Source organism: Bacillus sp. A260, from assembly GCF_009861435.1.
Lineage (GTDB): Bacteria > Bacillota > Bacilli > Bacillales > Bacillaceae_G > Bacillus_A > Bacillus_A cereus.
In genome coordinates, this window is sequence record NZ_CP046398.1 from 1472674 (window position 1) to 1495481 (window position 22808).

The following is a 22808-nucleotide window of genomic DNA, read 5'->3' on the forward strand; positions in this document are numbered from 1 at the left end:
TCCTTGTAATAAATGGGTATATATAACAAACGGCTTTCTCTCTTTTCTCATACTGTAAAGTGTAATCAGATTTTTTTAACGAGAGAGGAGAGAAAAAACTATGCATCATTGTCATCCTTGCTTTGGAGGGCATAAGCCTACAGGACCTATTTGTACGACTGCTCCTGTCATTCATCCGACGAAACAATGCGTAACACACTCTTTTTCAACAACGGTGGTGCCACACATTTTCCCAACACATACAACACATGTACATCATCAACAAATTAAAAACCAAAACTTCTTCCCGCAAACAAATTCAAATGTAAATGTTGTGGACCCAATCGACCCAGGATTCGGTGGCGGATGTGGACCGTGTGGCCATGGTCATCATCATCATCATCACCACGGTCATCAAATATCTCCATTTGGGCCAGGACCGAATGTATCACCGTTTGGACCAGGACCAAATGTATCACCGTTTTTACCAAACAATGTATCACCAGTAGGTCCAAATATCGGACCAAACGTTGGTGGAATATTTAAAAAGTAAATGATATGTTAGAACTAGCGAAATGCTAGTTCTTTTTTTGTAATTGGAGTGTTGATATGAAAGTTATTGCAGTAACAGGATATAAGCCATTTGAACTTGGAATATTTAAAAATGATCATCCAGGAGTGGAGTGTATAAAGAAAGCATTACACCGTAAATTAATCACTTTTGTAGAAGATGGTTTAGAATGGGTTATAATAAGCGGCCAATTAGGTGTAGAATTATGGGCTGCTGAAGTTGTTTTTGAAATGCAAGTAGAATATCCTGATTTAAAATTAGCGGTATTCACTCCGTTTTTAGAACAAGAAGAAAATTGGAAAGAAGATAATCGTGAATATTACGAATTTATTCTTTCTCAAGCAGACCATGTTGATAGTATCACGAAACGGAAGTATGAAAGCCCAGAGCAATTTAAATTAAAAAATCAATTTTTTATTGAAAAAAGTGATGCGCTTTTAGCGGTATACGATGAAGAAAAACCAGGAAGTCCCAAATATATTGTAGAATCAGCAAAGAAAAAAGGAGAAATAGAAAATTATCACAGTTATTTCATTCTTTTTTCTGATTTACAAGATATAATAGAAGAGGAACAGTGGAATAATGCAGAGTAATATGTAATATAGTACTCGTATATATGATTGACAAAAAGCATTGTTTCTGAAAAAATTTAGTTAATGAAAGTTTTGGTAAAAATTTGAGGTGAAGAAAATGATTTCGGATAAAATTAAATTAACAGCGAAAGATATTTTAGAAAAAGAATTTAAAACAGGTATGAGAGGTTATCAGCAAGAAGAAGTAGACAAGTTTCTTGATATGATCATTAAAGACTATGAAGCTTTCCACAAAGAGTTTGAGCAATTAAAGCAACAAAATGCTCGTTTAAAGCGTGAATTAGAGGAACAAAAACTAGCAGTAACGCAAGTTCCACAACAACCTGTACAAACACCAGTTGCACAACCGGTTTATAACAACACGAATACGGATATTTTAAAACGCTTATCTAACTTAGAAAAAGCTGTATTTGGAAGTAAGTTATACGAATGATGTAAGGTGGGAAAAGGTTTAAGCATTTTACATAGAAAAAAACGTTGCAAAATCTTTTTGTTTCCACTATACTAATGGATGTCATAACGTTTGGGTAATCGCTGCAACGCCAACGTTGTAGAGGAAAGTCCATGCTCGCACGGCCTGAGATGGCTGTAGTGTTCGTGCCTAGCCAATTCATAAGCTAGGGTATTCTGGCTGTAAGGCTGGTTTAACGGCAGGGAAAAAACCTAAGTCCTTTCGGATATGGTTTGACTACCTTTAAAGTGCCACAGTGACGAAGTCCTTGAAGAAATGATAGGAGTGGAACGAGGTAAACCCCACGAGCGAGAAACCCAAATAATGGTAGGGGAATCTTTTCCAAGGAAATGAACGACGGGAAAGGACAGGTTTTATAACCTGTAGATAGATGATTGCCACCGGAGTACGAGGCGTGGGCCGTTTGTAGTACAAAGGAACAGAACATGGCTTACAGAACGTTATGAACCAACTATGAAATAACTCAGCTCTCCTTTGTTAGAGGAGGGCTTTTTATTTGTATGAAGTTATAAAGTATGAGTTAAAATGGTTAATGAGAAAATTTTTCGTAAAATGTAATAATTAATAGGACCAATTGCTATTAATTATTGTTTGAATATACATAAGAGGTGAATGCAAATGGGAAAAGTTACTTTAATTGCAACAGCGGCAATGGGTATTGAAGCGTTAGTTGCCCGAGAAGTTCGCGATCTTGGTTATGAATGTCAAGTAGAAAACAGCAAAGTAACATTTGAAGCAGATGAAAAGGCGATTTGTCGTACGAACTTATGGTTACGTACTGCGGACCGTGTAAAAATTAAAGTTGGCGAATTTAAAGCAACGACATTTGATGAGCTATTTGAAAAAACAAAAGCATTAAACTGGGGAGATTATATTCCAGAGAATGGTGAATTCCCTGTTATCGGTAAATCTTTAAAATCTGAATTATTCAGTGTTTCGGATTGCCAACGTATCGTTAAAAAAGCTGTCGTTGAAAAATTAAAAACAACATATAAACGTACAACTTGGTTTGAAGAAGATGGTCCGTTATTCCGTATCGAGATTGCAATGCTCAAGGATATTGCAACATTAACAATTGATGCGAGCGGTGTTGGGCTTCATAAACGTGGATACCGTATGGATCAAGGGGAAGCTCCGTTAAAAGAAACATTAGCTGCGTCTTTAATTAAATTAACAAACTGGAAGCCAGATCGTCCATTTGTTGATCCATTCTGTGGATCAGGTACAATTCCGATTGAAGCAGCATTAATTGGACAAAACATTGCACCAGGATTTAACCGTGGTTTCGCATCTGACGAGTGGGGCTGGGTAGGGAAACAAAACTGGCGTGAAGCTCGTCAAGAAGCTGAAGATTTAGCGAACTATGATCAACGATTACAAATCATTGGATCAGATATTGATCATCGTATGATTCGAGTTGCTCAAGATAACGCAGAAGAAGTAGGCTTAGGCGATTTAATTACATTTAAACAAATGCAAGTAAAAGATTTCACAACAAAAGAGGATTATGGCTACGTTGTAACGAATCCTCCATACGGAGAACGTTTAAGTGAAAAAGCACTTGTTGAACAACTGTATAAAGAAATGGGACAAGTATTCCGCCCATTAGATACATGGTCAGCGTATGTATTAACAAGCTACGAAGCATTTGAGAAGTGTTACGGAAAAGATGCGTCGAAGAAGCGTAAGCTGTTTAACGGATTTATCCGTACAGATTACTACCAATACTTCGGAAAACGTCCACCGCGTAATTCATAGTATAAAACTCCTCTAGCGCGCATATACTGGCTATTATGTAATGCGTAAAGGAGGAAGTCATATGGATAATTTTCAATTATCAATGATTCAAAAAGCTATTCACCGTACGTATGATGAGCTCGGAAAAGAAGTGGATAGTCAAGGTGCGATTGTAGATGAAATACAAAAAGCACAAGAAGAATATTTGTCAGCTCTTTCACATGAAACAGCGATTGATAAACGGTATTTAAAGTCATTAATATAGAAGAAAATTTTCCTTTTTCGAAAGGAAAATTTTTTTTCGTGAATTTCTATGTATTGCAACAGGGGAAAGTGGCTGCACACATATGCGTAGCAGTTGCTATTATCTTTTTATAGAAAAACTTTTTGGTTGGAGGCTAAGGATGTTTACTGAGAAGAGATTACCATTTGAAGTAGGAAAACAAGATAATTTTTATGATAAGTTGAATGAGTGGATTGGAGATGTGTTTTACGACATCCTTCCGGAAAAAGGCTTTGAAGAGCGTGATGAACAAATTTTTATGGCGTTTCAGTTAGAACGCGCTTTCCAAGAAAAGAAAGTTATGTTCGCAGAAGCTGGTGTAGGAACAGGGAAAACAATTGTATATCTTCTATATGCAATTTGTTACGCGCGTTATACTGGGAAACCAGCTATTATTGCTTGTGCAGATGAAACGTTAATTGAGCAGCTTGTGAAAGAAGAAGGGGACATCGCTAAGTTATCTGAAGCATTAGGGCTATCTGTTGATGTAAGGCTTGCAAAATCAATGGATAATTATTTATGCTTACGTAAACTTGAAGATGTTATGAGTGGACGAGCTCCAGAAGTAATTGAAGACGTATATTACGAGTTACCACAGTTTGTATTCGATCATGGTACGATGCAAAACTTTACTCACTATGGTGACAGAAAAGAATTTCCACTTTTAAATGACGAAGAATGGTCAAAAGTAAATTGGGATTACTTCCAAGATTGCTTTACTTGTGATTCTCGTCATCGTTGTGGACAAACTCTTTCTCGTGAACATTATCGTAAAGCAGCAGATTTAATTATTTGTTCTCAAGATTTCTATATGGATCATATTTGGACGTACGATGCTCGTAAGCGTGAAGGGCAAATTCCATTATTACCAGAAAGTAGCTGTGTTGTATTCGATGAAGGACATCTTGTAGAATATGCAGCTCAAAAAGCTTTAACATACCGTTTAAAGCAAACGATGATGGAGCAACTATTAACGAGATTGCTACAAAACGATATTCGTGAGGAGTTTGCACATTTAGTAGAAGAAACAATTTGGCAAACTGAACGATTCTTTGATGTGTTACAAGAGAATAAAAAGGAAATTGCCGGTTCTGATCGTCTAGAAATTACTGTGACAGAAAAAGTAACAGCTGAAGCGAAACGACTTTATGCAAAAATCGGTGAAGTTGGAGATGCATTAGTATTCGAAAGTGAAATGCATACAGTAAACACGTATGATTTAAATATTGTTGATGAGCATTTAGATGTATTAGAACATTCACTTCGTCTGTTCATGCACGAGAAAAATGTAATTACTTGGGGTGAAGAAGGTGATGGTGCCTTCACGTTAGTTATTATGCCGCGTGCAGTTGAAGAAGTGTTACAAGAGAAAGTATTCTCGAAGAAAATACCGTATATTTTCTCTTCTGCGACATTATCGAACAACGATTCATTCGCTTTCACAGCTAATAGCCTAGGGGTAAAAGATTACTTGTCATTCTCAGTTGCTTCACCGTTTGATTACGAAGAGCAAATGACAGTAAACTTACTATCACATACGAAAGAAAATGAATGGGAAAGAAAGTGTCAATATACACTTGAAAATATACAAAAAACAAATGGACGTACGCTTGTATTATTCCGTACAACGCAAGAGCTTGCAGCGTTCAAAGAGTATGTAAGTAAAGAGCAAATGTCGGTTCCGTTCTTATATGAAGGAGATCAGGAAATTAGCCAGCTCGTTTCTCGTTTCCAAAATGAAGAAGAGACTGTACTTTGTGCGGTTCATTTATGGGAAGGTTTAGATATTCCTGGTTCATCATTATCGCACGTTATTATTTGGTCTTTACCATTCCCTCCAAACGATCCTGTGTTTGAAGCGAAACGTAAGCACGTAAATGATCCATTCTGGGATGTAGATGTACCATATATGATTTTACGACTTCGTCAAGGAATTGGGCGTTTAATTCGTACAAGTGAAGATAAAGGTGCTATATCAATTTTCTTATCTGATTCAGAAGATGAGAAAGTAGTTGCAGCTGTGAAAAATGTACTGCCAGTAGAAGGTAAAGAATTATAAGGAGAAAGCTTGGCGCTTGCCAAGCTTTTTTTCTATTATAAAAGGAATTTATGTTTCTGTGTCGAATTAAATTTGAGGTAGAAAAAGGAGGCTTTTATACGATGACAGTTGCTACATATGAAGTAGAAAAACAATTTTTAACATACGTGAAGAAGATACAAAATTACGGAGAAGCATTAAGTTTAATGTTTTGGGATTTAAGAACAGGTGCACCAAAAAAAGGTGTAGATCAGCGTTCAGAAGTAATTGGTATGCTTTCGTCAGAAGTGTTTGCTATGTCGACTTCAGATGAGATGGGAAACTATTTAACAGAGCTTGAAGCTTTAATACGTGAAGATAAACTTTCTGAAACAACGAAGAAAATGGTTGAAGAGTGTCGGAAAGAATATGATAGAAATAAAAAAATTCCACAAGCTGAATATGAGGCTTATGTGAAATTAGAAGCGAAAGCAGAGAGTGTGTGGGAAGAAGCTCGTGAAAAATCTGATTTCGAAATGTTCCGCCCATACTTAGAAAAAATTGTTGAATTTAAAAAGAAATTTATTACATATTGGGGTTATGAAACATATAAATATAATACATTATTAGACATGTATGAGCCAGGTATTACAGTAGAAGTTTTAGATCACGTATTTGGTCAACTTCGTGAGCGCATCGTGCCGCTTGTAAAAGAAATCTCTGAGTCTAAAAAAGGATTAAAAACAAGTGCTTTATCGGAACAATTTTCAAAAGAAAAACAAAAGAACTTTACATTAGAACTATTAAAGCAATTGAATTATGACTTTGAAGCAGGTCGTCTTGATGAAACAGTGCATCCTTTCGAAATTACATTAAATAGAGGGGATGTTCGTATTACGACACGCTATGATGAAAAAGATTTTCGTATGGCTGTTTTTGGAACGATTCATGAATGTGGTCATGCAGTATATGAACAAAATATTGCAGAACAATTTGAAGGTACACCACTTTGCAGTGGTACATCTATGGGTATTCACGAATCACAATCATTATTCTTTGAGAACTTTATCGGCCGTAATAAATCATTCTGGAAGAAAAATTATGATTTATTAAAAGAGTATAGCAATGGTCAATTTGATGATATGTCAGTCGATGAATTTTATGATGCAATTAACGAATCGAAGCCGTCATTCATTCGTATAGAAGCAGATGAGCTTACATACCCGCTTCATGTTATGGTGCGTTATGAATTAGAGAAAGAATTATTTGATGGTACATTACAAGTGAAGGACTTACCAGCAGCTTGGAATGATAAGATGGAAGCATATTTAGGAATTCGTCCGGAAAATGATGCACAAGGTGTATTGCAAGATGTTCACTGGGCTGGTGGCTCATTTGGATACTTCCCATCTTATGCGCTTGGTTACATGTATGCAGCGCAATTTAAGCAAAGAATGTTAAAAGACATTCCGAACTTTGATGCATTATTAGAAGAAGGAAACGTAACACCGATTCGTGAATGGTTAACAGAACATATTCACCAATATGGTAAAACGAAAAAGCCGCTTGAAATTTTAGAAGATGTAACAGGTGAAGGCTTAAATGCAAACTACTTAGCCGATTATTTAGAAGCGAAATATAAAGAGATTTATGAGTTGTAAAAAAAGAGCTGCTTAATTGCAGCTCTTTTTTAAAGGGGGATGGGAGAATGGACTATACATATACAGTAATGACGCAAGAAGAAGCAGAAGAAATTGCATACAACTGGCATTATGAAGGGAAATATTCCTTTTACGATATAGAGGCAGATGAAGAAGATTTAGCTGAATTTTTACATGATGAAAGTAGAGGGAATCATACATTTTCTGTGAAGGAAAATGGCACTCTCATTGGTTATTTTACTGTTTGTAAAATAAATGACGGAACGGTTGATATTGGTCTTGGAATGAGACCTAATATAACTGGGAACGGATTTGGTTTACAGTTCTTAAACGCTATACTAGCTTTTAGTAAAGAAAAATATGGATGCAAGTATATAACACTATCAGTAGCTATATTTAATGAGAGAGCGATTAAAGTGTATAAAAGGGCAGGATTTGAAGTAGTTGGAACGTTTATACAGAAAACAAATGGTAGTTGTTTTGAGTTTTTGAAAATGAATTATATATGTAAAAATGATTAAAAAACAGAAGAATCTCCTTCTGTTTTTTTATGCAGAAATAAATCATACTTTTTGTAATTGGAAGTTTTGAAATTTTGGAAGAGGATGTGTATGATTGAAGTTTAATAGTAAATAGCAAGTTTAGTAAGGAGAGACAGCATGAGTATAATTAAAACGAAAAATGAAATAGAGTTAATGCATGAAGCTGGAAAATTACTTGCTTCATGTCATAGAGAAATTGCGAAGATGATGAAACCAGGTATTACTACAAAAGAAATTAATACGTTTGTTGAAGCATATTTAGAACAGCATGGTGCAACGTCTGAGCAGAAAGGGTACAACGGATATCCATATGCGATATGTGCATCTGTAAACGATGAAATGTGTCATGCGTTTCCGGCCGATGTTCCTTTAACTGAGGGTGATATTGTAACAATTGACACGGTAGTAAACTTAAATGGGGGTCTTTCAGATTCTGCTTGGACGTATAGAGTTGGAAAAGTTTCTGATGAAGCAGAAAAGTTGTTGTTAGTAGCTGAGAATGCTTTGTATAAAGGAATTGACCAGGCGATAATCGATAACCATGTAGGAGATATTGGCTATGCAATTGAAAGTTATGTAACAAATGAAGGTTTTTCTGTTGCAAGAGACTTTACGGGACATGGAATCGGTAAAGAGATTCATGAAGAACCAGCAATTTTTCATTTTGGGAAACAAGGACAAGGACCTCAGTTACAAGAAGGAATGGTAATTACAATTGAACCGATTGTAAATATAGGTATGCGATATTCTAAAGTAGATTTAAATGGGTGGACTGCACGAACGATGGACGGGAAATTATCAGCTCAATATGAGCATACAATTGCGATTACAAAAGATGGGCCAATCATTTTAACGAAGTTGTAATTGGAAATGAAAGAGTTTGCAAAACTCGAACAAAAATAGTAGTTTTTAAAAATTTGTACGTGTTTTTTCGATAAATGCTTTTCAAAGCATAAAAAGTACGTTATAATCCTTCTATAAAATAAATAGTTAGCTACACTCATATAATCGCGGGGATATGGCCTGCAAGTTTCTACCGAAGTACCGTAAATACTTTGACTATGAGTGAGGACGAATATAATTGCTTGTTTAGCATTCTTTTTTTGCGAAACTCCAAAAGCGCGTCTCTCACTTGTAACGAGTGGTGGTGGCTTTTGGAGTTTTTTTATTGCATAAGAGGGGGAACAAACATGAAAGTATTACAAGAAAAGATTTTGAACGAAGGAAAGGTTTTATCTGGTGACGTATTAAAGGTAGATGCTTTTTTAAATCATCAAATTGATCCAGTACTTATGCAAGAAATCGGAAAAGAATTTGCTAAACGTTTTAAAGAAGAGAACATTACAAAAATCGTGACGATTGAATCTTCAGGCATTGCACCAGCAGTTATGGCTGCATTAGAGCTTGGTGTAAAAGTAATTTTTGCACGAAAACGTAAATCGTTAACGTTACAAGATAATATGTACGTTGCAAACGTATATTCATTTACAAAACAAGAAACAAATGAAATTTCATTATCTCGAAATCATATCGATGAAAATGATCGTGTATTAATCATCGATGACTTTTTAGCAAACGGTCAGGCTGCTTTAGGTTTAATGAGTTTAGTAGAGCAAGCTGGAGCGAGTATTGCAGGAATTGGAATTGTTATTGAAAAAGCATTTCAAGATGGAGGAAAGAAGCTTCGTGAACAAGGCGTTCGTGTTGAATCACTAGCAGAAATTGCATCACTTGATAACGGCACAGTTACATTTGTACAGCAAGAAACTGCGGAGGTGAAATAAACGATGAAGCAGCATCCATTTAAAATTGCATCGCTTGGTATGCAGCATATGCTTGCAATGTATGCTGGAGCAATTATCGTTCCGCTTATTGTGGGCGGTGGACTTGGTTTAAATCAAAAAGAGTTAACATATTTAGTCTCAATTGATTTATTAATGTGCGGCGTTGCGACAATTTTACAAGCATTATCAAATCGCTTTTTCGGTATAGGACTTCCCGTTGTACTTGGTTGTACATTTACAGCCGTTGGACCGATGATTGCGATTGGAAAACAATACGGTGTGTCTTCAATTTATGGAGCAATTATTGCTGCTGGGTTATTCGTTGTTATTTTTGCGAAATTATTTGGAAAACTTGTAAAACTGTTTCCACCTGTTGTAACAGGATCTGTTGTTACTGTAATTGGAGTTACACTTGTTCCAGCAGCAATTAATGATATGGCTGGAGGAGTAGGAAGTAAGGATTTCGGTAGTCTTGAAAATTTAGCATTAGCATTTGGTGTGTTATTATTTATCATCATTATGTATCGTTTCTTTGATGGATTTATTCGTTCAATCTCTATTTTACTAGGTCTATTGTTCGGTACTATCGTTGCAGCGTTTATGGGGAAAGTAAGTTTGCAAGCGGTTGGAGAGGCGGATTGGTTCCACGGTATTCAACCATTTTACTTTGGTACACCAACATTTGAATTAACACCAATTATTACGATGATTCTCGTTGCTTGTGTAGGGATTGTAGAAGCAACGGGTGTATACTTTGCATTATCTGATATTTGCAATAAAAAAATCGGTGAAAAAGAATTAACAAAAGGCTATCGCGCAGAAGGATTAGCGATGGTGTTAGGTGGCATTTTCAACGCGTTCCCATATACAACATACTCTCAAAACGTAGGACTTGTTCAATTAACTGGAGTAAGAAATCGCGTTATTATTTATACTTGCGGTGGTATGTTAATCGTACTTGGTTTCATTCCTAAAATCGCAGCTATTACAACAATTATTCCGAAATCAGTACTGGGCGGTGCGATGTTAGCGATGTTCGGTATGGTTATGGCATATGGTATTAAAATGTTAAGTAGCGTTGACTTCGGAAGACAAGAAAACTTATTAATCGTTGCATGTTCTGTCGGAATTGGGCTTGGCGTAACAGTCGTTCCTACATTATTTTCACAACTTCCAGAAAGCATTCGTATTTTAACAGATAACGGAATTGTACTTGGAAGTGCGTCAGCAGTACTTTTAAATATCGTATTTAATATGGTGCCGCAGCGCAAAGTGAAAGTAGAAGAAGAGCCAGTATCTATGCAAAATGCAGTAAGAGAAGCGTAAAAAAGCAAGGTCTCGTTATGAGACCTTGCTTTTCTTTTTAAGTGGCATCATTTTCCCGTAAGTACCAAGACGCCAAATGTACTCAAGTGGCCCGTATTGGTAATGTGAAAGCCACCAGCGGCTAATAAAGATTTGTAACGTGTAGAAACTAATGCAGAATATTGGTCCAACCCATAATGGAGCAGGATAATAATTTTTAAGAAATAGACCAAATACAAGTAATGTAACAATTGTATGCGAGATGTAATTTGTTAATGCCATTCGTCCAACGTATTGGAATAGACGTAATAACGTTTGCCATTTTTCTTTTTGTAATAAACGCATTAGTGTGAAAATGTAGAATATGAATAACGTTTTTCCGCTAAACATTGTAAAGACCTGCATATAAATTGGTTCATAAAATGGTTTTGATAAGAAGTAACGAACCATGAAGAACCACATTGGTAATGTAAAAAGGAACATAATAATTTGCCATTTTTTAAGCTTTGGATCTAACTCTTTCGCGCGGCGGAAAATATCCTTTTTGCCGGCGTATAAACCAAGTAAAAACAGCCCAACTGTTTCTGGGAGCATAAGTAAATTTAATCCAATTCCATCAGCGTAAAATGCATGGAAACGATTTTGTATTTGTGACAGCCAGTCTTCTAATGGCATGATAGGTAAGGAAAAACCTAGCTCTTCCTTTGGTACCAATGCAACCGTAATACCAGCCATTAGCATAATGAATTGAAAAATACTCAATAAAACGATAGCCCATATTAAAATAGTACGAGGTTCTCTCTTATAAAATAAAAATAAGAAAAATCCAGCAATTGCATAAGTATGTAAAATGTCTCCGTCCCATAAAAGAACGTAATGTAAGAAACCGAATAATAATAAAATAAGTAAGCGGCGAACAAATAAAATTTTTGGATGATCTGTTTTCGCTTCAGCACGACTCATAAAAATATAAAAACCTAATCCGAATAAAAACGAAAAAATTGTATAAAATTTCGTTTGAATAAACATATCGTAAAATAGGCGAATGTAGCTGTCTATCCCTTCGTAAATTCCTGAAAGATCACGTGAGTCAACCCCGGCGATAACAGGCCAATTCACAAGAAAAATACCTAGTACAGCTATTCCTCTAATAATATCAATGGAGTGTATCCTCTCGCCTTGTGTGAGATTTTGTGTCATTTTTTTCCTCCTTGTTAAGTAATTCCCTTTTATTATACGAAATGTAAGGTGGAGGGGATAGGGGATATTTCCATTTTTTTAAACTGTTAAGTTATGTAGGATGAGATATAATAAGAGTGCACAACAAGTTTTAACCTTTTTCAAAACAGGCAGTAAAGCTCCTTCTTATAAGGAGCTTTCTTTATGAAAAGTGTTGATAATGATTCTCTTTAATGATAAACTGTATTCAAAAGTGATAATCATTATCAAAAAAGGTTGGTGCGTAAGTATGGTATATGCATTAGTAGCAGGTACAGTCGCTGTATATGCAGTTATTGCGAAGTATGTTTTAAATGGAGTAGGAACAGCAAAATGAGTGATATGACATAAAATCCCTTTCATTTGTAAAAAGAATGAAAGGGATTTTTTATTTTTAATGAGAATATGCTGAAAATTTAGTATGATAGTAAAGTGAAACTGTAATCAATGGGTAGGTGTAACTCTCACTGGTTATGAGCTCGCAAATAGCGGGGAAAAGTATATACATCTTGGATAAAGGGGAACAAGGGGATGACAAACATAGTACAGACAAACGGTATGAAAAAACTTGTTTGTTTTTATGAAGAGTGGCAAAAACACGGCGATGCAGAGAATAGTTTAAAGTTGTTTGAGGTAATTCAAAAATATAAACAAGAACAGCTTATGATAGCGTTCTGCGGTCACTTCTCTGCAGGGAAATCAACGATGATGAATCATCTATATAAAGCGCAGTTGTTACCGACAAGTCCAATTCCGACAAGCGCTAACGTTGTCAAAATTGAAAAAGGAATGGATCGTGTTGTTGTAACGGTTAAATCTGGAGAGCAGTACGAATATGACGGTGCATATTCAGCAGAAGAATTAAAACAAATTTGTAAAGACGGCGATGAAGTAATTGGTGTTCATATTTATCGAAACGACGCGCCGATTCCTGAAGGGGTTATGTTAGTTGATACACCAGGGATTGATTCAACAGATGATGCCCATCAATTAGCGACAGAGTCGACACTTCATCTGGCAGATGTCATTTTTTATATGATGGATTATAATCACGTCCAATCGGAAGTGAATTTACAATTTGTTAAAGAATTGAAACAACGTAATAAAACGGTTTATCTCGTTGTAAATCAAATAGATAAACATAAAGAAAATGAATTATCGTTTGAGAATTATAAAGATAGTGTAAAACAATCATTCTCTAACTGGGATATTGAAGTAGATGGTGTTTATTATACGTCATTACGAATGATGAACCATCCACATAATGAAATTAGAAGCTTAGAAGCGTTAATTACTTCTATTATGAAAGAAAAAGAGCAGTATGTAAGGACTGGAATGGAGCGAGAAACAGAATATTTAATGGGAGAACATTTCTCGTTTATTGTTTCTGAAAATGAAAAAGCTCTCTTGAAATATGAGGAAGAGTTAGCATCACCACTTTCTATTTCAGAGGTAGTTGAAAAGAAGGAAGAGTTAACGGAAGCGAAAAATCGTGAGGCAAGTAAAGAATCTCATGTGAGAAACGAATTTATAAAAGGTTTACAAGCTATATTAGATAACGCTTATTTAATGCCATTTGAAATGAGAGAATTGGCAAATGCATATTTAGAAACGAAATTAACAAAATTTAAGGTCGGTTTGCTATTTTCGAAAGGAAAGACGGAGCAAGAAAAACAAAGACGTGTAGAGGCGTTTTATTCTGCCCTTCAAAAGACTGTTGAAACGCAGCTTGATTTTCATGTGAAGGAATTTATTGTAGCCTTCTTAAAAGAAGAAGGATTGTTCACGGAGGAAATTGGGAAAGACATATATGGGTTAGAAATTGCTTTCGGACCAGAAATGTTGGCCGAAGTAATTAAACAAGGTGCAGGTTTCACAGGTGATTACTTACTTCTTTATACAGCGGATGTAGCGAATGAACTGAAGAAACGTTATTTTATAAAAGCACAGCAAATTTTTGATAAAAGTGCGGTCGTTTTAAAGCAAAAGGTGAGGGAAGCAGTTGCTCGTATTGAAGAAGAGATTGAAACATATACGATGTTGCAAACGGCGAAAGAAACACAATTACAATACAGTAACAATTTGGAGGCATATGAAGACTATTTACGAAATGTTTGGCACGATCATGTTGCTACGCCTGAAGGGCTGCAAATAGATGAGATATTGCAAAGGGAAAAGCAAATTGTTAGTGAGAAATTTACACTACAAGAGCAGGAAATCGTAAGCGATAACGTAGCGGTTCATGAAGAAGAGCTGAAAGGAACGGCGGCTTTAAATATTCAGCGGATATTAGAGAAAGTGAAAAAAGCTGAAACGATATTAGAGCCATTGCCAGCGCTGAAACATGTACAGCAAGAGGTAATAGAGAAAAGAAGACGTGTGGAAACAAAACAATTTACAGTAGCGTTATTCGGGGCATTTAGTGCTGGAAAATCATCATTTGCCAATGCCTTACTCGGTGAGAAAGTACTTCCTGTATCACCAAACCCGACGACGGCAACGATTAATCAAATTTTGCCGGTTACAGAGGAAAAACCACACGGAACAGTAATTGTTCAGTTTAAATCAAAGCAAGCGTTATTAGAAGATATGAAAGCTGTTTATAAGCTGTTTCATTATGAGATTGCTACGTTAGATGAAGCGTTAGCACAAATTGATAAAGTTATGAAATATCCTTCACCAACTGGGAAACAAAAAACAACATTTAGCTTTTTACGAGCGGTACAAAAAGGATATGATGCAGTTTCTACTTATTTAGGAGAACAAGTACAAGTTACATTAGAAGAGTTCTCTGATTATGTAGCGAATGAAGAGAAATCATGCTTCGTTGAGTATATGGAACTTTATTATGATTGTGCTTTAACAAGGCAGGGAGTAGCGCTTGTAGACACACCTGGAGCGGATTCTATTAATGCTCGCCATACGGATGTTGCATTCCAGTATATTAAAAACGCAGATGCTATTTTATTTGTAACATATTATAATCATGTATTCTCTCGTGCTGACCGTGAATTTTTAATTCAGCTTGGTCGTGTAAAGGATACTTTTGCCCTTGATAAAATGTTCTTCTTAATTAATGCGGCGGATTTAGCAGAGTCTGAAGAAGAACTTGAAATGGTAAAAGGTTATATCGCAGATCAGCTGCTGCAATACGGTATTAGAAATCCGCGTTTATTTGCAATTTCAAGTTTATGTGCGCTTGAAGAGAAACAAGGAAAGAATGTTGAAAAAGAGAAGTATGGTATTTTACAAAACTCTGGGATTACGAAGTTTGAGGAATCATTTACGTCCTTTATGATGAGAGATTTAATGCTTGTTTCTGTGCATGCTCTATATGGTGCTTTGCAAGGGGCAGATCAGCTTTTAGTAAACATGATAAAGGGTGCAAAACAGGGGAATGAAGAGAAAGAGAAGCAAACGAAAAAATATGAAGCAGAGCGTGATCAACTACTTCATATCATTTCATCATATAGTGTACTTGCTGAAGAACAGGCGATGCAAAATGAAGTGAAAGAGTTGCTTTATTACGTGCAACAGCGTCTATTCCTGCGCTATAACGATGTGTTTACTGAATTTATTAATCCGGCGTCACTTCGAACGGATGGAAATGTGAAAACACAATTGCAACAGTGTGTTATGGAATTAGTAGCATTTATTCAGCATGATTTATTGCAAGAAATGCGTGCGACATCATTACGCCTTGAAAAATGGATAGACGAAGCGATGAAGCGTGCAAAGGACGAAATTGTAGTGAACTGTAAAGTAGAAAATGAATCAATTTCTATGAATGGAATAGTGGAGTATGAATATAAAGATATTACACATAAAGAACCGTTCCCTTCAGTTGAAATAAAAGATTTCAAAAAAGCACTGGCACATTTTAAAAATGAGAAAAGCTTTTTTGAAAAGAATGACAAAGCTTTTATGCAAGAAGACGCTAAATCTGTATTAGAACCGTTCGTATCAAACTATGTAGCTGATGAAAAAGATTTATTTGTTCATCATTATAAGCAAGAGTGGGATATGAAGTGGAACTTATTCCAAAAAGTGATGCAGCAAGATGTGATGAACTATTATGAAAGTATATTGTTTGCATTGGCTGAAACGATCGATGTATCTCTATATGAACAAAGTAAAGAACAATTGCAAAAGCAGTTAGTAGAGATTGAAAAAGAAATTTATGTTATATAGTCGTTATGAGAAAAAGATTCGTTCAATTTTCTTTTGCAGTACAGTATCTAAAGATTTTACAAATCCAGCAAATTCATCGGTAGAAATCATATGAGTAAGAACGAGTCGTCTGCCATCTGGTGTTTCACCGCATAAGACGAATGAAGAAAATTCATATGTTTTGTTTTCAACTACTAATTTTGGATAGGAATACGTGTCGCTTTTCTTCTTCTTTCCATCAATAGAGATGACGTTGCATTTTTTCTCATTGTTGTCCATGGTGAATCCCTCCTTTCTATTACTTATGGTAGACAAGGAGGGTTTAGAACAATAGAGAAGGGGGAATTTTTTATGTCTGTTGTAATAGAACGTATTCCAAAAGAGGCTATACCGAAGTCTTTATTGCTACTTGCTGATCCAAGTGAACGGCAAATAGCTACATATGTACAAAGAGGATTAACATACGTAGCTAAGCAGGGGAGGAGCGTTATCGGTGTATATGTTCTTTTGGAAACAAGGCCAAAGACGATGGAAATCATGAATATTGCGGTTGCAGAGCATTTACAAGGAAAAGGGATTGGGAAGAAGCTATTAAGGCATGCTGTAGAAACTGCTAAAGGATATGGTATGTCAAAACTTGAAGTTGGTACAGGCAATTCTAGTGTTTCACAACTTGCTTTATATCAAAAATGTGGATTTCGTATTTTTTCTATTGATTTTGATTACTTTTCGAAGCATTATGAAGAAGAGATTATTGAAAATGGGATTGTATGTCGTGATATGATCCGGCTTGCAATGGAATTGAATAAAAACGTATAACTATTTAGGGGGAAGAGAAGATGGAAGTACATAAAGCAATTACAGCACATTCTCGTAAACAAAATGAAAGTGTAAAAGCATGTTTACAATTAGATGCACAGCGTGAAGCAGCTATTGAAGCTGCCGTATCTCTTGCGTCAAATGGGAAAGAATTTTCGGTTGATGTCATTAATGTTGTAACGAAGCAAATTAATGATCTTGCAAAAAATGGTGTTACCTTGCAGCGTAAATATGTTACAGAAGAAATGGTTATGGAGTATGTAAGTCGTTTGAAAGAGAAAGAAGGTCGTTAAAGATGATAGTTACAGTCGAATGGTTACGTGAGCATATAGAAGATGAGAATGTCCGTATAATCGATTGTCGTTTTGATTTAGCGAATCCTAATTGGGGTAGAGAAAAGTATGAAGAAGGACATATTCCTCATGCGTTATATTTTGATTTGAATTTAGATTTATCAAGTCCTATAGCAGAACATGGTGGCCGCCATCCTTTACCAAATATTGAGGAGTTTGCAGACAAGCTTTCGGAGGCTGGTATTGATGAACATACGAAAGTAATTGCGTATGACAGTCAAGCCGGTGCAAATGCTGCTCGTTTATGGTGGTTATGTAACTATGTAGGACATGAGAAAGTATATATATTAGATGGTGGTTTCCCGGCTTGGAAAGAGAATGGACTACCGACAACAACGGAAATTCCTGTTGTTATACGAAAAGCATTCAAAACAAACATACAAGATCATATGCTTGTAACGATGGAAACGGTCAGAGAGAATATCCGTGCAGGTGCGGATGTTACATTAATTGATTCTAGAGAGCCAAAGCGTTATGCTGGTGTCGAGGAACTTGTCGATCATAAAGCAGGTCATATTCCGACAGCGGTAAACCATTTTTGGAAGGATGGAATGTTGCAATCAGGACAATTTAAGAATGGAGCTGGGCAACAAGAACGCTTCCAAAATCTTTCGAAAGATAAGGAAACCATTGTATATTGTGGTTCTGGTGTTACGGCATGTCCAAATATCGTTGCATTAAAATTGGCTGGATTCCAAAATGTAAAATTGTATGCAGGTAGCTGGAGTGATTGGATTTCTTATCCAGAAAATCAAATTGCAAAAGAAGAAGATTAATCACTTGCATGCAAAAATAATTTGTATTAAAATAAGGTCACAAGCAAGAGATTGCTCGAAAAACTTTGTATTTTACACATTAGAAACAATGTGATAATATAACGACAAGTAAATAATACATCCTGCGGTGTGCGTAACTTATTTATGTCTAAAACCGATGTTAGTTATACGGAAGCTCAATATTTAGCGACCATCATCAAGCCTTCCTTGTGGAGGAAGATGTACGGTAACTGTGAGGGCATCCACCTGCGAGTAGCGGGTTTTTGGACATTTACGAGGAGCGGCACGTGCGGGGGTCTTATTTCAACTAACCTTATATAAAATTCCTACGGTGTACGTAGCTTATGCATGTCTTAAACCAATAAGTTTAATATGGAAGTTCAATATTTAAATGTAGCTAACATGCCATCTTTTTAAGAAGGAAGTTACAAACATTTGTGAGAGCATCCACCTGTGAGAGCAGGTTTATGGACATCTAGAGAGAACGGCATATGTGGGGCTATATAAAAACCTTACGTTTTATACGTAAGGTTTTTTTGTTGCATAGATATATCAATATTATCTTGATTCACCTGTGAAGTTTCCGTAATAAATGTAGCACTTTCTGTCTTCATCAATCTCTCTTGAATCTAAGGAGAACTCCATAGACATGCCGTCTCGCTGAATATATATAATATCTGAATGAAGAGATGGTAAAATTTCTTCATAGTTCCATACATCTTGACTATCTACTATGTTTGAACTCGTTTCACTTAGTTCTCTAATTTCAAAACCGATGTAGGAGTATGTAGGGTCTGAAGGGTCATTTGCGAAAACTTCTTTTTGAATATAAATAACTGCTGTTCCGTCTGGATCAACCGAAGTTGCAGTAACAACATAAGTATTTTTCTCTTTAATAAAATATTCACAAGTCATGCGTGCGATAATTTCAGAATTAGAAATATTGGCGTAGTTCCATAAAGCAGGATACCCTTTCGTTTCATCATTAAGTCGATATTCTAAGCGCATTTAATCCCTCTTCTTCCTTTTTCTTCTACTTTATCATGCCATCCTATATAATAGGAATAGAATTTAAAAAGGGGAGTGCGAAGGTGACAAAAACGAAATGGCTAGTAGGTGGTGTCGTAACGTCTTTAATGACTGGCACTTTATTTGGTTGCGCACAAGATCTTCCCCCAAAACCAAATGATAATAGTTGTTCTGATTGGGATTGGGATGATGAACTTGGGGTATGGCAGTGTGATGATAGTAGTTCAGGTTATCGTGGGCATTATTTCTATGGTGGGCGATACTATCAAAATAAATCCACTTTTAAAAATTCATCGGCGTTTAAATCGTATCAATCGTCTGCTGAATTTAAAGGTGGAATTGGAAGCGGTTCAAAGGGAGGATTTGGGGGCTAAAATATGTCGCAATACATAAGGGATCGAAAAGAATTTTATTTAAAATATCCGGATTTTTGGTCGGATTTATATGAATGTGAGTATAGTTTGTTTCATGTTTTTTCTATAACAAATCAGACTTTGGACCAATTACACTTAGCGACTGAACGAATGGGGAAAATATTTTTTAAGACTGCTAGACTGCTGCGTAATTTAAGTGACGAACAGCTTCTAGATCTTGGCTTTCCATCCGCGAGTTTATCTTTCATTAGAATGAAAGGGCTCTATCCTGAATCTGTAATTTCGCGATTTGATTTTGCTGTAACAGAGGATAACAAAATCAAAATGCTTGAGTTTAATAGTGATACACCAACTTTTATTGTGGAATGTTTTCAAATGAATGGGAAAGTATGTGGAAATCTAGGCTATGATGATCCAAACTCGGATCAAGAACGATTGCTATCTTCTGGTGTAACGAAAGCAGTAATGGAAGCGACAAAGGGATTAGATAATCCAAATGTTGTTTTTTCAGCACATCATGAACATATCGAGGATTGGAATACCACTATGTATTTAAGTCAGCTATGCCATGTTGAAAATAAAGTAGTGCCAATGTCAGAACTTAGAATTACAAAGGATGCTCTAGTCGATAAAGATGGGGCGAAGATTGATGTTTTATATCGCCAAACATATCCGATAGAAGATTTAATTGAGGATCAAGATCCTGAAACAGGAGATTTGGTAGGTGTGGAATTGTTACAACTTGTAAAAGCCGGAAAGCTTTTTATAATAAATCCTTTGTCAGCATTTTTACTTCAGCCAAAATCAATTCAGTGTCTTATTTGGGGGTTAGCAGAAGAAGAGGCCTTTTATACAAATGAGGAACAACAGTGGATTAAAGAATATATGTTACCTACATATTTAGAACCAGATTTATTTTTAGGAAAAGGTTCTTTCGTTCAAAAACCTTCATTTGGGAGAGAAGGAGATACAATTACGATTCGCGATAAAGACGAAAATATTATGCTTCAAAATGCACACCAAACATATAAAGCGTCACTGCCGATATTTCAAAAGTATATCGAACTGCCAGTCGTATCCTTGGAAACAGAAAAAGGGATCGAGAAACTGTCATATGTGTTTGGTTCGTTTTTAATTGCTGGAAAAGCGAGTAGTATCGGTATTCGTGCGGGAGAAAAGATTACAGGAAATGAATCGTACTATTTACCGGTAGGTATAAAAAGGAGGGGAAAAAATGATTAATTTTTTATTATATTTAGTAGTAACACTCGGCCTTTTATGTATAGGTCTGTTCTTGATGGAAGTGACAACGAAAGTAAAGGAATTTAAGTTAATGGCTCAAGGAAATAAGGCGGTAAGCTATGTGCTTGGAGGACGATTACTTGGGTTAGCTGTTGTTTTATATTCGACAGCAGCTAATTCAATTTCACTTCTTGATATGATTTCGTGGGGAGCAGTTGGGATTTTGGCTCAAATTATCGTCTTTTATTTAGCTGAGTGGCTTACACCACGCTTTAATATAAACAAAAGTCTCGAAGAAGATAATCAAGCAGTCGGTCTTTTTCTTATGTTTTTATCAATTTCAATTGGGATTGTAATTGCTGGTTGTATAACTTATTAAAAACTTTACGTTTAAACGTAAAGTTTTTTATTTTATCCCGTAAAAGCCCGATTGGTGAGGGCTAATAATCAGTGGGGGATGAACAAAACCTCCACTGATTAAAGTTACACTTTATATATGTTAGTTTGCCATACCTTTTGAAAAAATTGTAGGCTACGGTTGACATCTATTTTAAATAAGAGTAACATTTTCAATGTAATGAAAATAAGTCTCTGTTAGGTGAGGCTCCTGTATAGAGAAATGCTACTGCCCAAAAATGTCGAGAGACGCCAATGGGTCAACAGGAATGATCGAATTAAGGTTTTTCTTAACGTAGCTGGTAATGTACCTATGCTATACAGTGCTAAAACTCGGTGAGGGAGAGGTCCGTAGATTTCTAATTATATTAGAAATCGTTTATTTGTGTATGTAATGGCCGCTACTCTCTTAAGGGTAGGGGCCTTTTTTGTTACCAAGCTATGAGTAATTTCATAGTATAAACTATAAAATTAAACGAGGAGGTGAGGAGCATGTCAAATTCTGACTCGGTTCCGTTACCCATATACTTCAAATCAAAAATATATGATGTAGGCAGGAAACGATTTGTTCCTCCCTCTATATTTATCATAATGTAGCGTTTATAAAACGCGAGACACTTTCACAGTAAAGTGGATAAATTGAGAAACAAAGCGTTTCTTCCTATGTTGTAAAGGAGGAGACGATAATATGTTATATGCAAACAAAACTGTGGGTAACACGTCATATAAACTAAGTAAAAAATCAATAAAAGAACAAACAATGCTCCAAAAAAATAAAGATTTATTAATTGAAATTGCAACAAGAGATGTAAAATCTGTATTTGCATATTTTAAAACAACAAGAGACGGACTATCAATGAAAGAGGCGCAAAAACGTATTCAAGTATATGGCCGAAATGAACTAACTTCAAAAAGAGCACTTCTCGCAGAAGTAATGATGAAGCTTGGTGGCATGATTCCAGGTTTTTCAAAACAACGTGTGTGTGATGAATTACAACGTGAAACGATTACTGTATCTAGAGTAGAATGTTCTAGTAGTACAGGGTTAAATAGTGAACTGAAAATGATGGAGATACCAGTGCAAGAACTTGTACCTGGAGATATGATTTTTCTTTCGGCTGGAGATGCTGTGCCAGCTGATGTACGTATTATTTATGCAGATGATTTATTAGTGAATGAGTCTGTGTTAACGGGAAACGAAGCGAATATAGAGAAGTTTGAGAGCTGCTATCATCTTGAACGTAAACGATTTATTCCATTAAAACGGATGAAAGATTATAATCCACTTGAGCTTGAAAATGTATGTTTTAAAGGTTCGCATATCGTTAGTGGAAATGCAAAAGCTATCGTTGTTTCTACTGGAAAAAATACGTATTCAGGCATATTGCATACTTGTTGTAGTAGAACGTCTTAATGTGTTAATGGTGCTAAATATACAAAAACAATGTATAATAGACAAAGTTGAGCAAAAACGTAGAATGGTAATC

At 35.8% G+C, this 22808-nt stretch carries 23 protein-coding genes, 3 other RNA genes and 2 riboswitches; of the genes, 23 read left to right on the forward strand and 3 right to left on the reverse strand.

Translation table 11 applies throughout. The features are described 5' to 3' along the window. The first annotated feature begins 100 nt into the window (after window positions 1–100). From GD442_RS07595 to pbuX, 12 genes are all read left to right on the forward strand, one after another. Window positions 101–532 carry a CotD family spore coat protein gene (locus GD442_RS07595; protein ID WP_000546272.1) on the forward strand — a complete coding sequence of 144 codons (432 nt, stop codon included), beginning with the start codon at window positions 101–103 and terminating at the stop codon, window positions 530–532. A 56-nt stretch (window positions 533–588) separates the two neighbouring features. Beyond that, entirely contained in the window at window positions 589–1143 is a 555-nt protein-coding gene (locus tag GD442_RS07600) for an SLOG family protein (protein WP_000862908.1), read from the forward strand. 97 nt (window positions 1144–1240) lie between these two features. Continuing rightward, window positions 1241–1576 (forward strand): cell division regulator GpsB, encoded by a 336-nt coding sequence (gene gpsB, locus GD442_RS07605; protein ID WP_000622431.1) that lies wholly within the window; start codon window positions 1241–1243, stop codon window positions 1574–1576. An 86-nt stretch (window positions 1577–1662) separates the two neighbouring features. Beyond that, window positions 1663–2053: RNase P RNA component class B (gene rnpB / locus GD442_RS07610), an RNA gene on the forward strand. A 180-nt stretch (window positions 2054–2233) separates the two neighbouring features. Then, window positions 2234–3373: a THUMP domain-containing class I SAM-dependent RNA methyltransferase gene (locus GD442_RS07615; protein ID WP_000521224.1), complete on the forward strand. Its 1140-nt coding sequence runs from the start codon at window positions 2234–2236 to the stop codon at window positions 3371–3373. 61 nt (window positions 3374–3434) lie between these two features. Continuing rightward, window positions 3435–3617 carry a DUF3921 domain-containing protein gene (locus GD442_RS07620; protein WP_000368570.1) on the forward strand — a complete coding sequence of 61 codons (183 nt, stop codon included), beginning with the start codon at window positions 3435–3437 and terminating at the stop codon, window positions 3615–3617. A gap of 139 nt (window positions 3618–3756) precedes the next feature. Further along, window positions 3757–5694 (forward strand): ATP-dependent DNA helicase, encoded by a 1938-nt coding sequence (locus GD442_RS07625; protein ID WP_000493709.1) that lies wholly within the window; start codon window positions 3757–3759, stop codon window positions 5692–5694. 101 nt (window positions 5695–5795) lie between these two features. Beyond that, on the forward strand, window positions 5796–7313 hold the full coding sequence (gene ypwA, locus GD442_RS07630; RefSeq protein WP_000215077.1) for a carboxypeptidase: 1518 nt from the start codon (window positions 5796–5798) through the stop codon (window positions 7311–7313). 47 nt (window positions 7314–7360) lie between these two features. Then, window positions 7361–7834, forward strand: a complete 474-nt coding sequence (locus GD442_RS07635) for a GNAT family N-acetyltransferase (RefSeq protein WP_000386779.1) — start codon at window positions 7361–7363, stop codon at window positions 7832–7834. Between the two features lie 138 nt (window positions 7835–7972). Further along, window positions 7973–8719 (forward strand): type I methionyl aminopeptidase, encoded by a 747-nt coding sequence (locus GD442_RS07640; protein WP_000022483.1) that lies wholly within the window; start codon window positions 7973–7975, stop codon window positions 8717–8719. Window positions 8720–8835: 116 nt separating this feature from the next. Then, window positions 8836–8937, forward strand: a riboswitch (purine riboswitch). A 108-nt stretch (window positions 8938–9045) separates the two neighbouring features. Next, window positions 9046–9639 carry a xanthine phosphoribosyltransferase gene (locus GD442_RS07645; protein WP_000866483.1) on the forward strand — a complete coding sequence of 198 codons (594 nt, stop codon included), beginning with the start codon at window positions 9046–9048 and terminating at the stop codon, window positions 9637–9639. A 3-nt stretch (window positions 9640–9642) separates the two neighbouring features. Continuing rightward, window positions 9643–10965, forward strand: a complete 1323-nt coding sequence (gene pbuX, locus GD442_RS07650; protein WP_000809224.1) for a xanthine permease PbuX — start codon at window positions 9643–9645, stop codon at window positions 10963–10965. Between the two features lie 15 nt (window positions 10966–10980). On the opposite strand, the gene GD442_RS07655 is transcribed toward pbuX, so the two are convergent. After that, entirely contained in the window at window positions 10981–12144 is a 1164-nt protein-coding gene (locus GD442_RS07655) for a DUF418 domain-containing protein (protein WP_000193189.1), read from the reverse strand. Between the two features lie 190 nt (window positions 12145–12334). On the opposite strand from GD442_RS07655, the gene GD442_RS07660 reads away from it, so the two are divergent. Both GD442_RS07660 and GD442_RS07665 read left to right on the forward strand, forming a co-directional pair. Beyond that, a complete protein-coding gene (locus tag GD442_RS07660; protein WP_002182615.1) occupies window positions 12335–12499 on the forward strand; it encodes a hypothetical protein in 165 nt (54 codons plus the stop codon). Between the two features lie 194 nt (window positions 12500–12693). Beyond that, window positions 12694–16353 (forward strand): dynamin family protein, encoded by a 3660-nt coding sequence (locus GD442_RS07665; RefSeq protein ID WP_000182135.1) that lies wholly within the window; start codon window positions 12694–12696, stop codon window positions 16351–16353. Window positions 16354–16356: 3 nt separating this feature from the next. Here the strand turns inward: GD442_RS07665 and GD442_RS07670 are convergent, their stop codons facing one another. Continuing rightward, complete coding sequence (locus GD442_RS07670; RefSeq protein ID WP_000369740.1) at window positions 16357–16611, reverse strand: DUF3931 domain-containing protein; 255 nt, start codon at window positions 16609–16611, stop codon at window positions 16357–16359. Window positions 16612–16683: 72 nt separating this feature from the next. On the opposite strand from GD442_RS07670, the gene GD442_RS07675 reads away from it, so the two are divergent. The 5 genes from GD442_RS07675 to ssrS (GD442_RS07695) all read left to right on the forward strand — a co-directional run bounded on the left by GD442_RS07675 (window position 16684) and on the right by ssrS (GD442_RS07695) (window position 18784). Then, entirely contained in the window at window positions 16684–17151 is a 468-nt protein-coding gene (locus GD442_RS07675; protein ID WP_000117692.1) for a GNAT family N-acetyltransferase, read from the forward strand. 20 nt (window positions 17152–17171) lie between these two features. After that, entirely contained in the window at window positions 17172–17444 is a 273-nt protein-coding gene (locus tag GD442_RS07680) for a YpbS family protein (protein ID WP_000451818.1), read from the forward strand. 2 nt (window positions 17445–17446) lie between these two features. Beyond that, a complete protein-coding gene (locus tag GD442_RS07685; protein ID WP_000637554.1) occupies window positions 17447–18280 on the forward strand; it encodes a sulfurtransferase in 834 nt (277 codons plus the stop codon). Between the two features lie 116 nt (window positions 18281–18396). After that, window positions 18397–18579, forward strand: a non-coding RNA gene (gene ssrS / locus GD442_RS07690) — 6S RNA. 21 nt (window positions 18580–18600) lie between these two features. Next, a non-coding RNA gene (ssrS, locus tag GD442_RS07695) (6S RNA) lies at window positions 18601–18784 on the forward strand. 54 nt (window positions 18785–18838) lie between these two features. Here ssrS (GD442_RS07695) and GD442_RS07700 read toward each other — a convergent pair. Next, a complete protein-coding gene (locus GD442_RS07700) occupies window positions 18839–19288 on the reverse strand; it encodes a hypothetical protein (protein ID WP_001235523.1) in 450 nt (149 codons plus the stop codon). 83 nt (window positions 19289–19371) lie between these two features. On the opposite strand from GD442_RS07700, the gene GD442_RS07705 reads away from it, so the two are divergent. The 4 genes from GD442_RS07705 (at window position 19372) to GD442_RS07720 (ending at window position 22735) form a co-directional block, all read left to right on the forward strand. Next, window positions 19372–19683 carry a hypothetical protein gene (locus tag GD442_RS07705; RefSeq protein WP_000169030.1) on the forward strand — a complete coding sequence of 104 codons (312 nt, stop codon included), beginning with the start codon at window positions 19372–19374 and terminating at the stop codon, window positions 19681–19683. A 3-nt stretch (window positions 19684–19686) separates the two neighbouring features. Beyond that, entirely contained in the window at window positions 19687–20925 is a 1239-nt protein-coding gene (locus tag GD442_RS07710) for a glutathionylspermidine synthase family protein (protein ID WP_000084932.1), read from the forward strand. Continuing rightward, complete coding sequence (locus GD442_RS07715; protein ID WP_000606868.1) at window positions 20918–21304, forward strand: DUF350 domain-containing protein; 387 nt, start codon at window positions 20918–20920, stop codon at window positions 21302–21304. Before GD442_RS07710 ends, GD442_RS07715 begins: the two co-directional genes overlap by 8 nt. 204 nt (window positions 21305–21508) lie before the next feature. Further along, window positions 21509–21674, forward strand: a riboswitch (M-box (ykoK) riboswitch). Between the two features lie 335 nt (window positions 21675–22009). Next, complete coding sequence (locus tag GD442_RS07720; RefSeq protein ID WP_000964949.1) at window positions 22010–22735, forward strand: P-type ATPase actuator domain-containing protein; 726 nt, start codon at window positions 22010–22012, stop codon at window positions 22733–22735. The last annotated feature ends 73 nt before the right edge of the window (window positions 22736–22808 follow it).

Coding starts and splice junctions, on each gene's coding strand:
- GD442_RS07595 (WP_000546272.1), top strand. CDS start 101: ATGCATCATTGTCATCCTTGCTTTGGAGGGCATAAGCCTACAGGACCT.
- GD442_RS07600 (WP_000862908.1), top strand. CDS start 589: ATGAAAGTTATTGCAGTAACAGGATATAAGCCATTTGAACTTGGAATA.
- gpsB (WP_000622431.1), top strand. CDS start 1,241: ATGATTTCGGATAAAATTAAATTAACAGCGAAAGATATTTTAGAAAAA.
- GD442_RS07615 (WP_000521224.1), top strand. CDS start 2,234: ATGGGAAAAGTTACTTTAATTGCAACAGCGGCAATGGGTATTGAAGCG.
- GD442_RS07620 (WP_000368570.1), top strand. CDS start 3,435: ATGGATAATTTTCAATTATCAATGATTCAAAAAGCTATTCACCGTACG.
- GD442_RS07625 (WP_000493709.1), top strand. CDS start 3,757: ATGTTTACTGAGAAGAGATTACCATTTGAAGTAGGAAAACAAGATAAT.
- ypwA (WP_000215077.1), top strand. CDS start 5,796: ATGACAGTTGCTACATATGAAGTAGAAAAACAATTTTTAACATACGTG.
- GD442_RS07635 (WP_000386779.1), top strand. CDS start 7,361: ATGGACTATACATATACAGTAATGACGCAAGAAGAAGCAGAAGAAATT.
- GD442_RS07640 (WP_000022483.1), top strand. CDS start 7,973: ATGAGTATAATTAAAACGAAAAATGAAATAGAGTTAATGCATGAAGCT.
- GD442_RS07645 (WP_000866483.1), top strand. CDS start 9,046: ATGAAAGTATTACAAGAAAAGATTTTGAACGAAGGAAAGGTTTTATCT.
- pbuX (WP_000809224.1), top strand. CDS start 9,643: ATGAAGCAGCATCCATTTAAAATTGCATCGCTTGGTATGCAGCATATG.
- GD442_RS07655 (WP_000193189.1), bottom strand. CDS start 12,144: ATGACACAAAATCTCACACAAGGCGAGAGGATACACTCCATTGATATT.
- GD442_RS07665 (WP_000182135.1), top strand. CDS start 12,694: ATGACAAACATAGTACAGACAAACGGTATGAAAAAACTTGTTTGTTTT.
- GD442_RS07670 (WP_000369740.1), bottom strand. CDS start 16,611: ATGGACAACAATGAGAAAAAATGCAACGTCATCTCTATTGATGGAAAG.
- GD442_RS07675 (WP_000117692.1), top strand. CDS start 16,684: ATGTCTGTTGTAATAGAACGTATTCCAAAAGAGGCTATACCGAAGTCT.
- GD442_RS07680 (WP_000451818.1), top strand. CDS start 17,172: ATGGAAGTACATAAAGCAATTACAGCACATTCTCGTAAACAAAATGAA.
- GD442_RS07685 (WP_000637554.1), top strand. CDS start 17,447: ATGATAGTTACAGTCGAATGGTTACGTGAGCATATAGAAGATGAGAAT.
- GD442_RS07700 (WP_001235523.1), bottom strand. CDS start 19,288: ATGCGCTTAGAATATCGACTTAATGATGAAACGAAAGGGTATCCTGCT.
- GD442_RS07710 (WP_000084932.1), top strand. CDS start 19,687: ATGTCGCAATACATAAGGGATCGAAAAGAATTTTATTTAAAATATCCG.
- GD442_RS07715 (WP_000606868.1), top strand. CDS start 20,918: ATGATTAATTTTTTATTATATTTAGTAGTAACACTCGGCCTTTTATGT.
- GD442_RS07720 (WP_000964949.1), top strand. CDS start 22,010: ATGTTATATGCAAACAAAACTGTGGGTAACACGTCATATAAACTAAGT.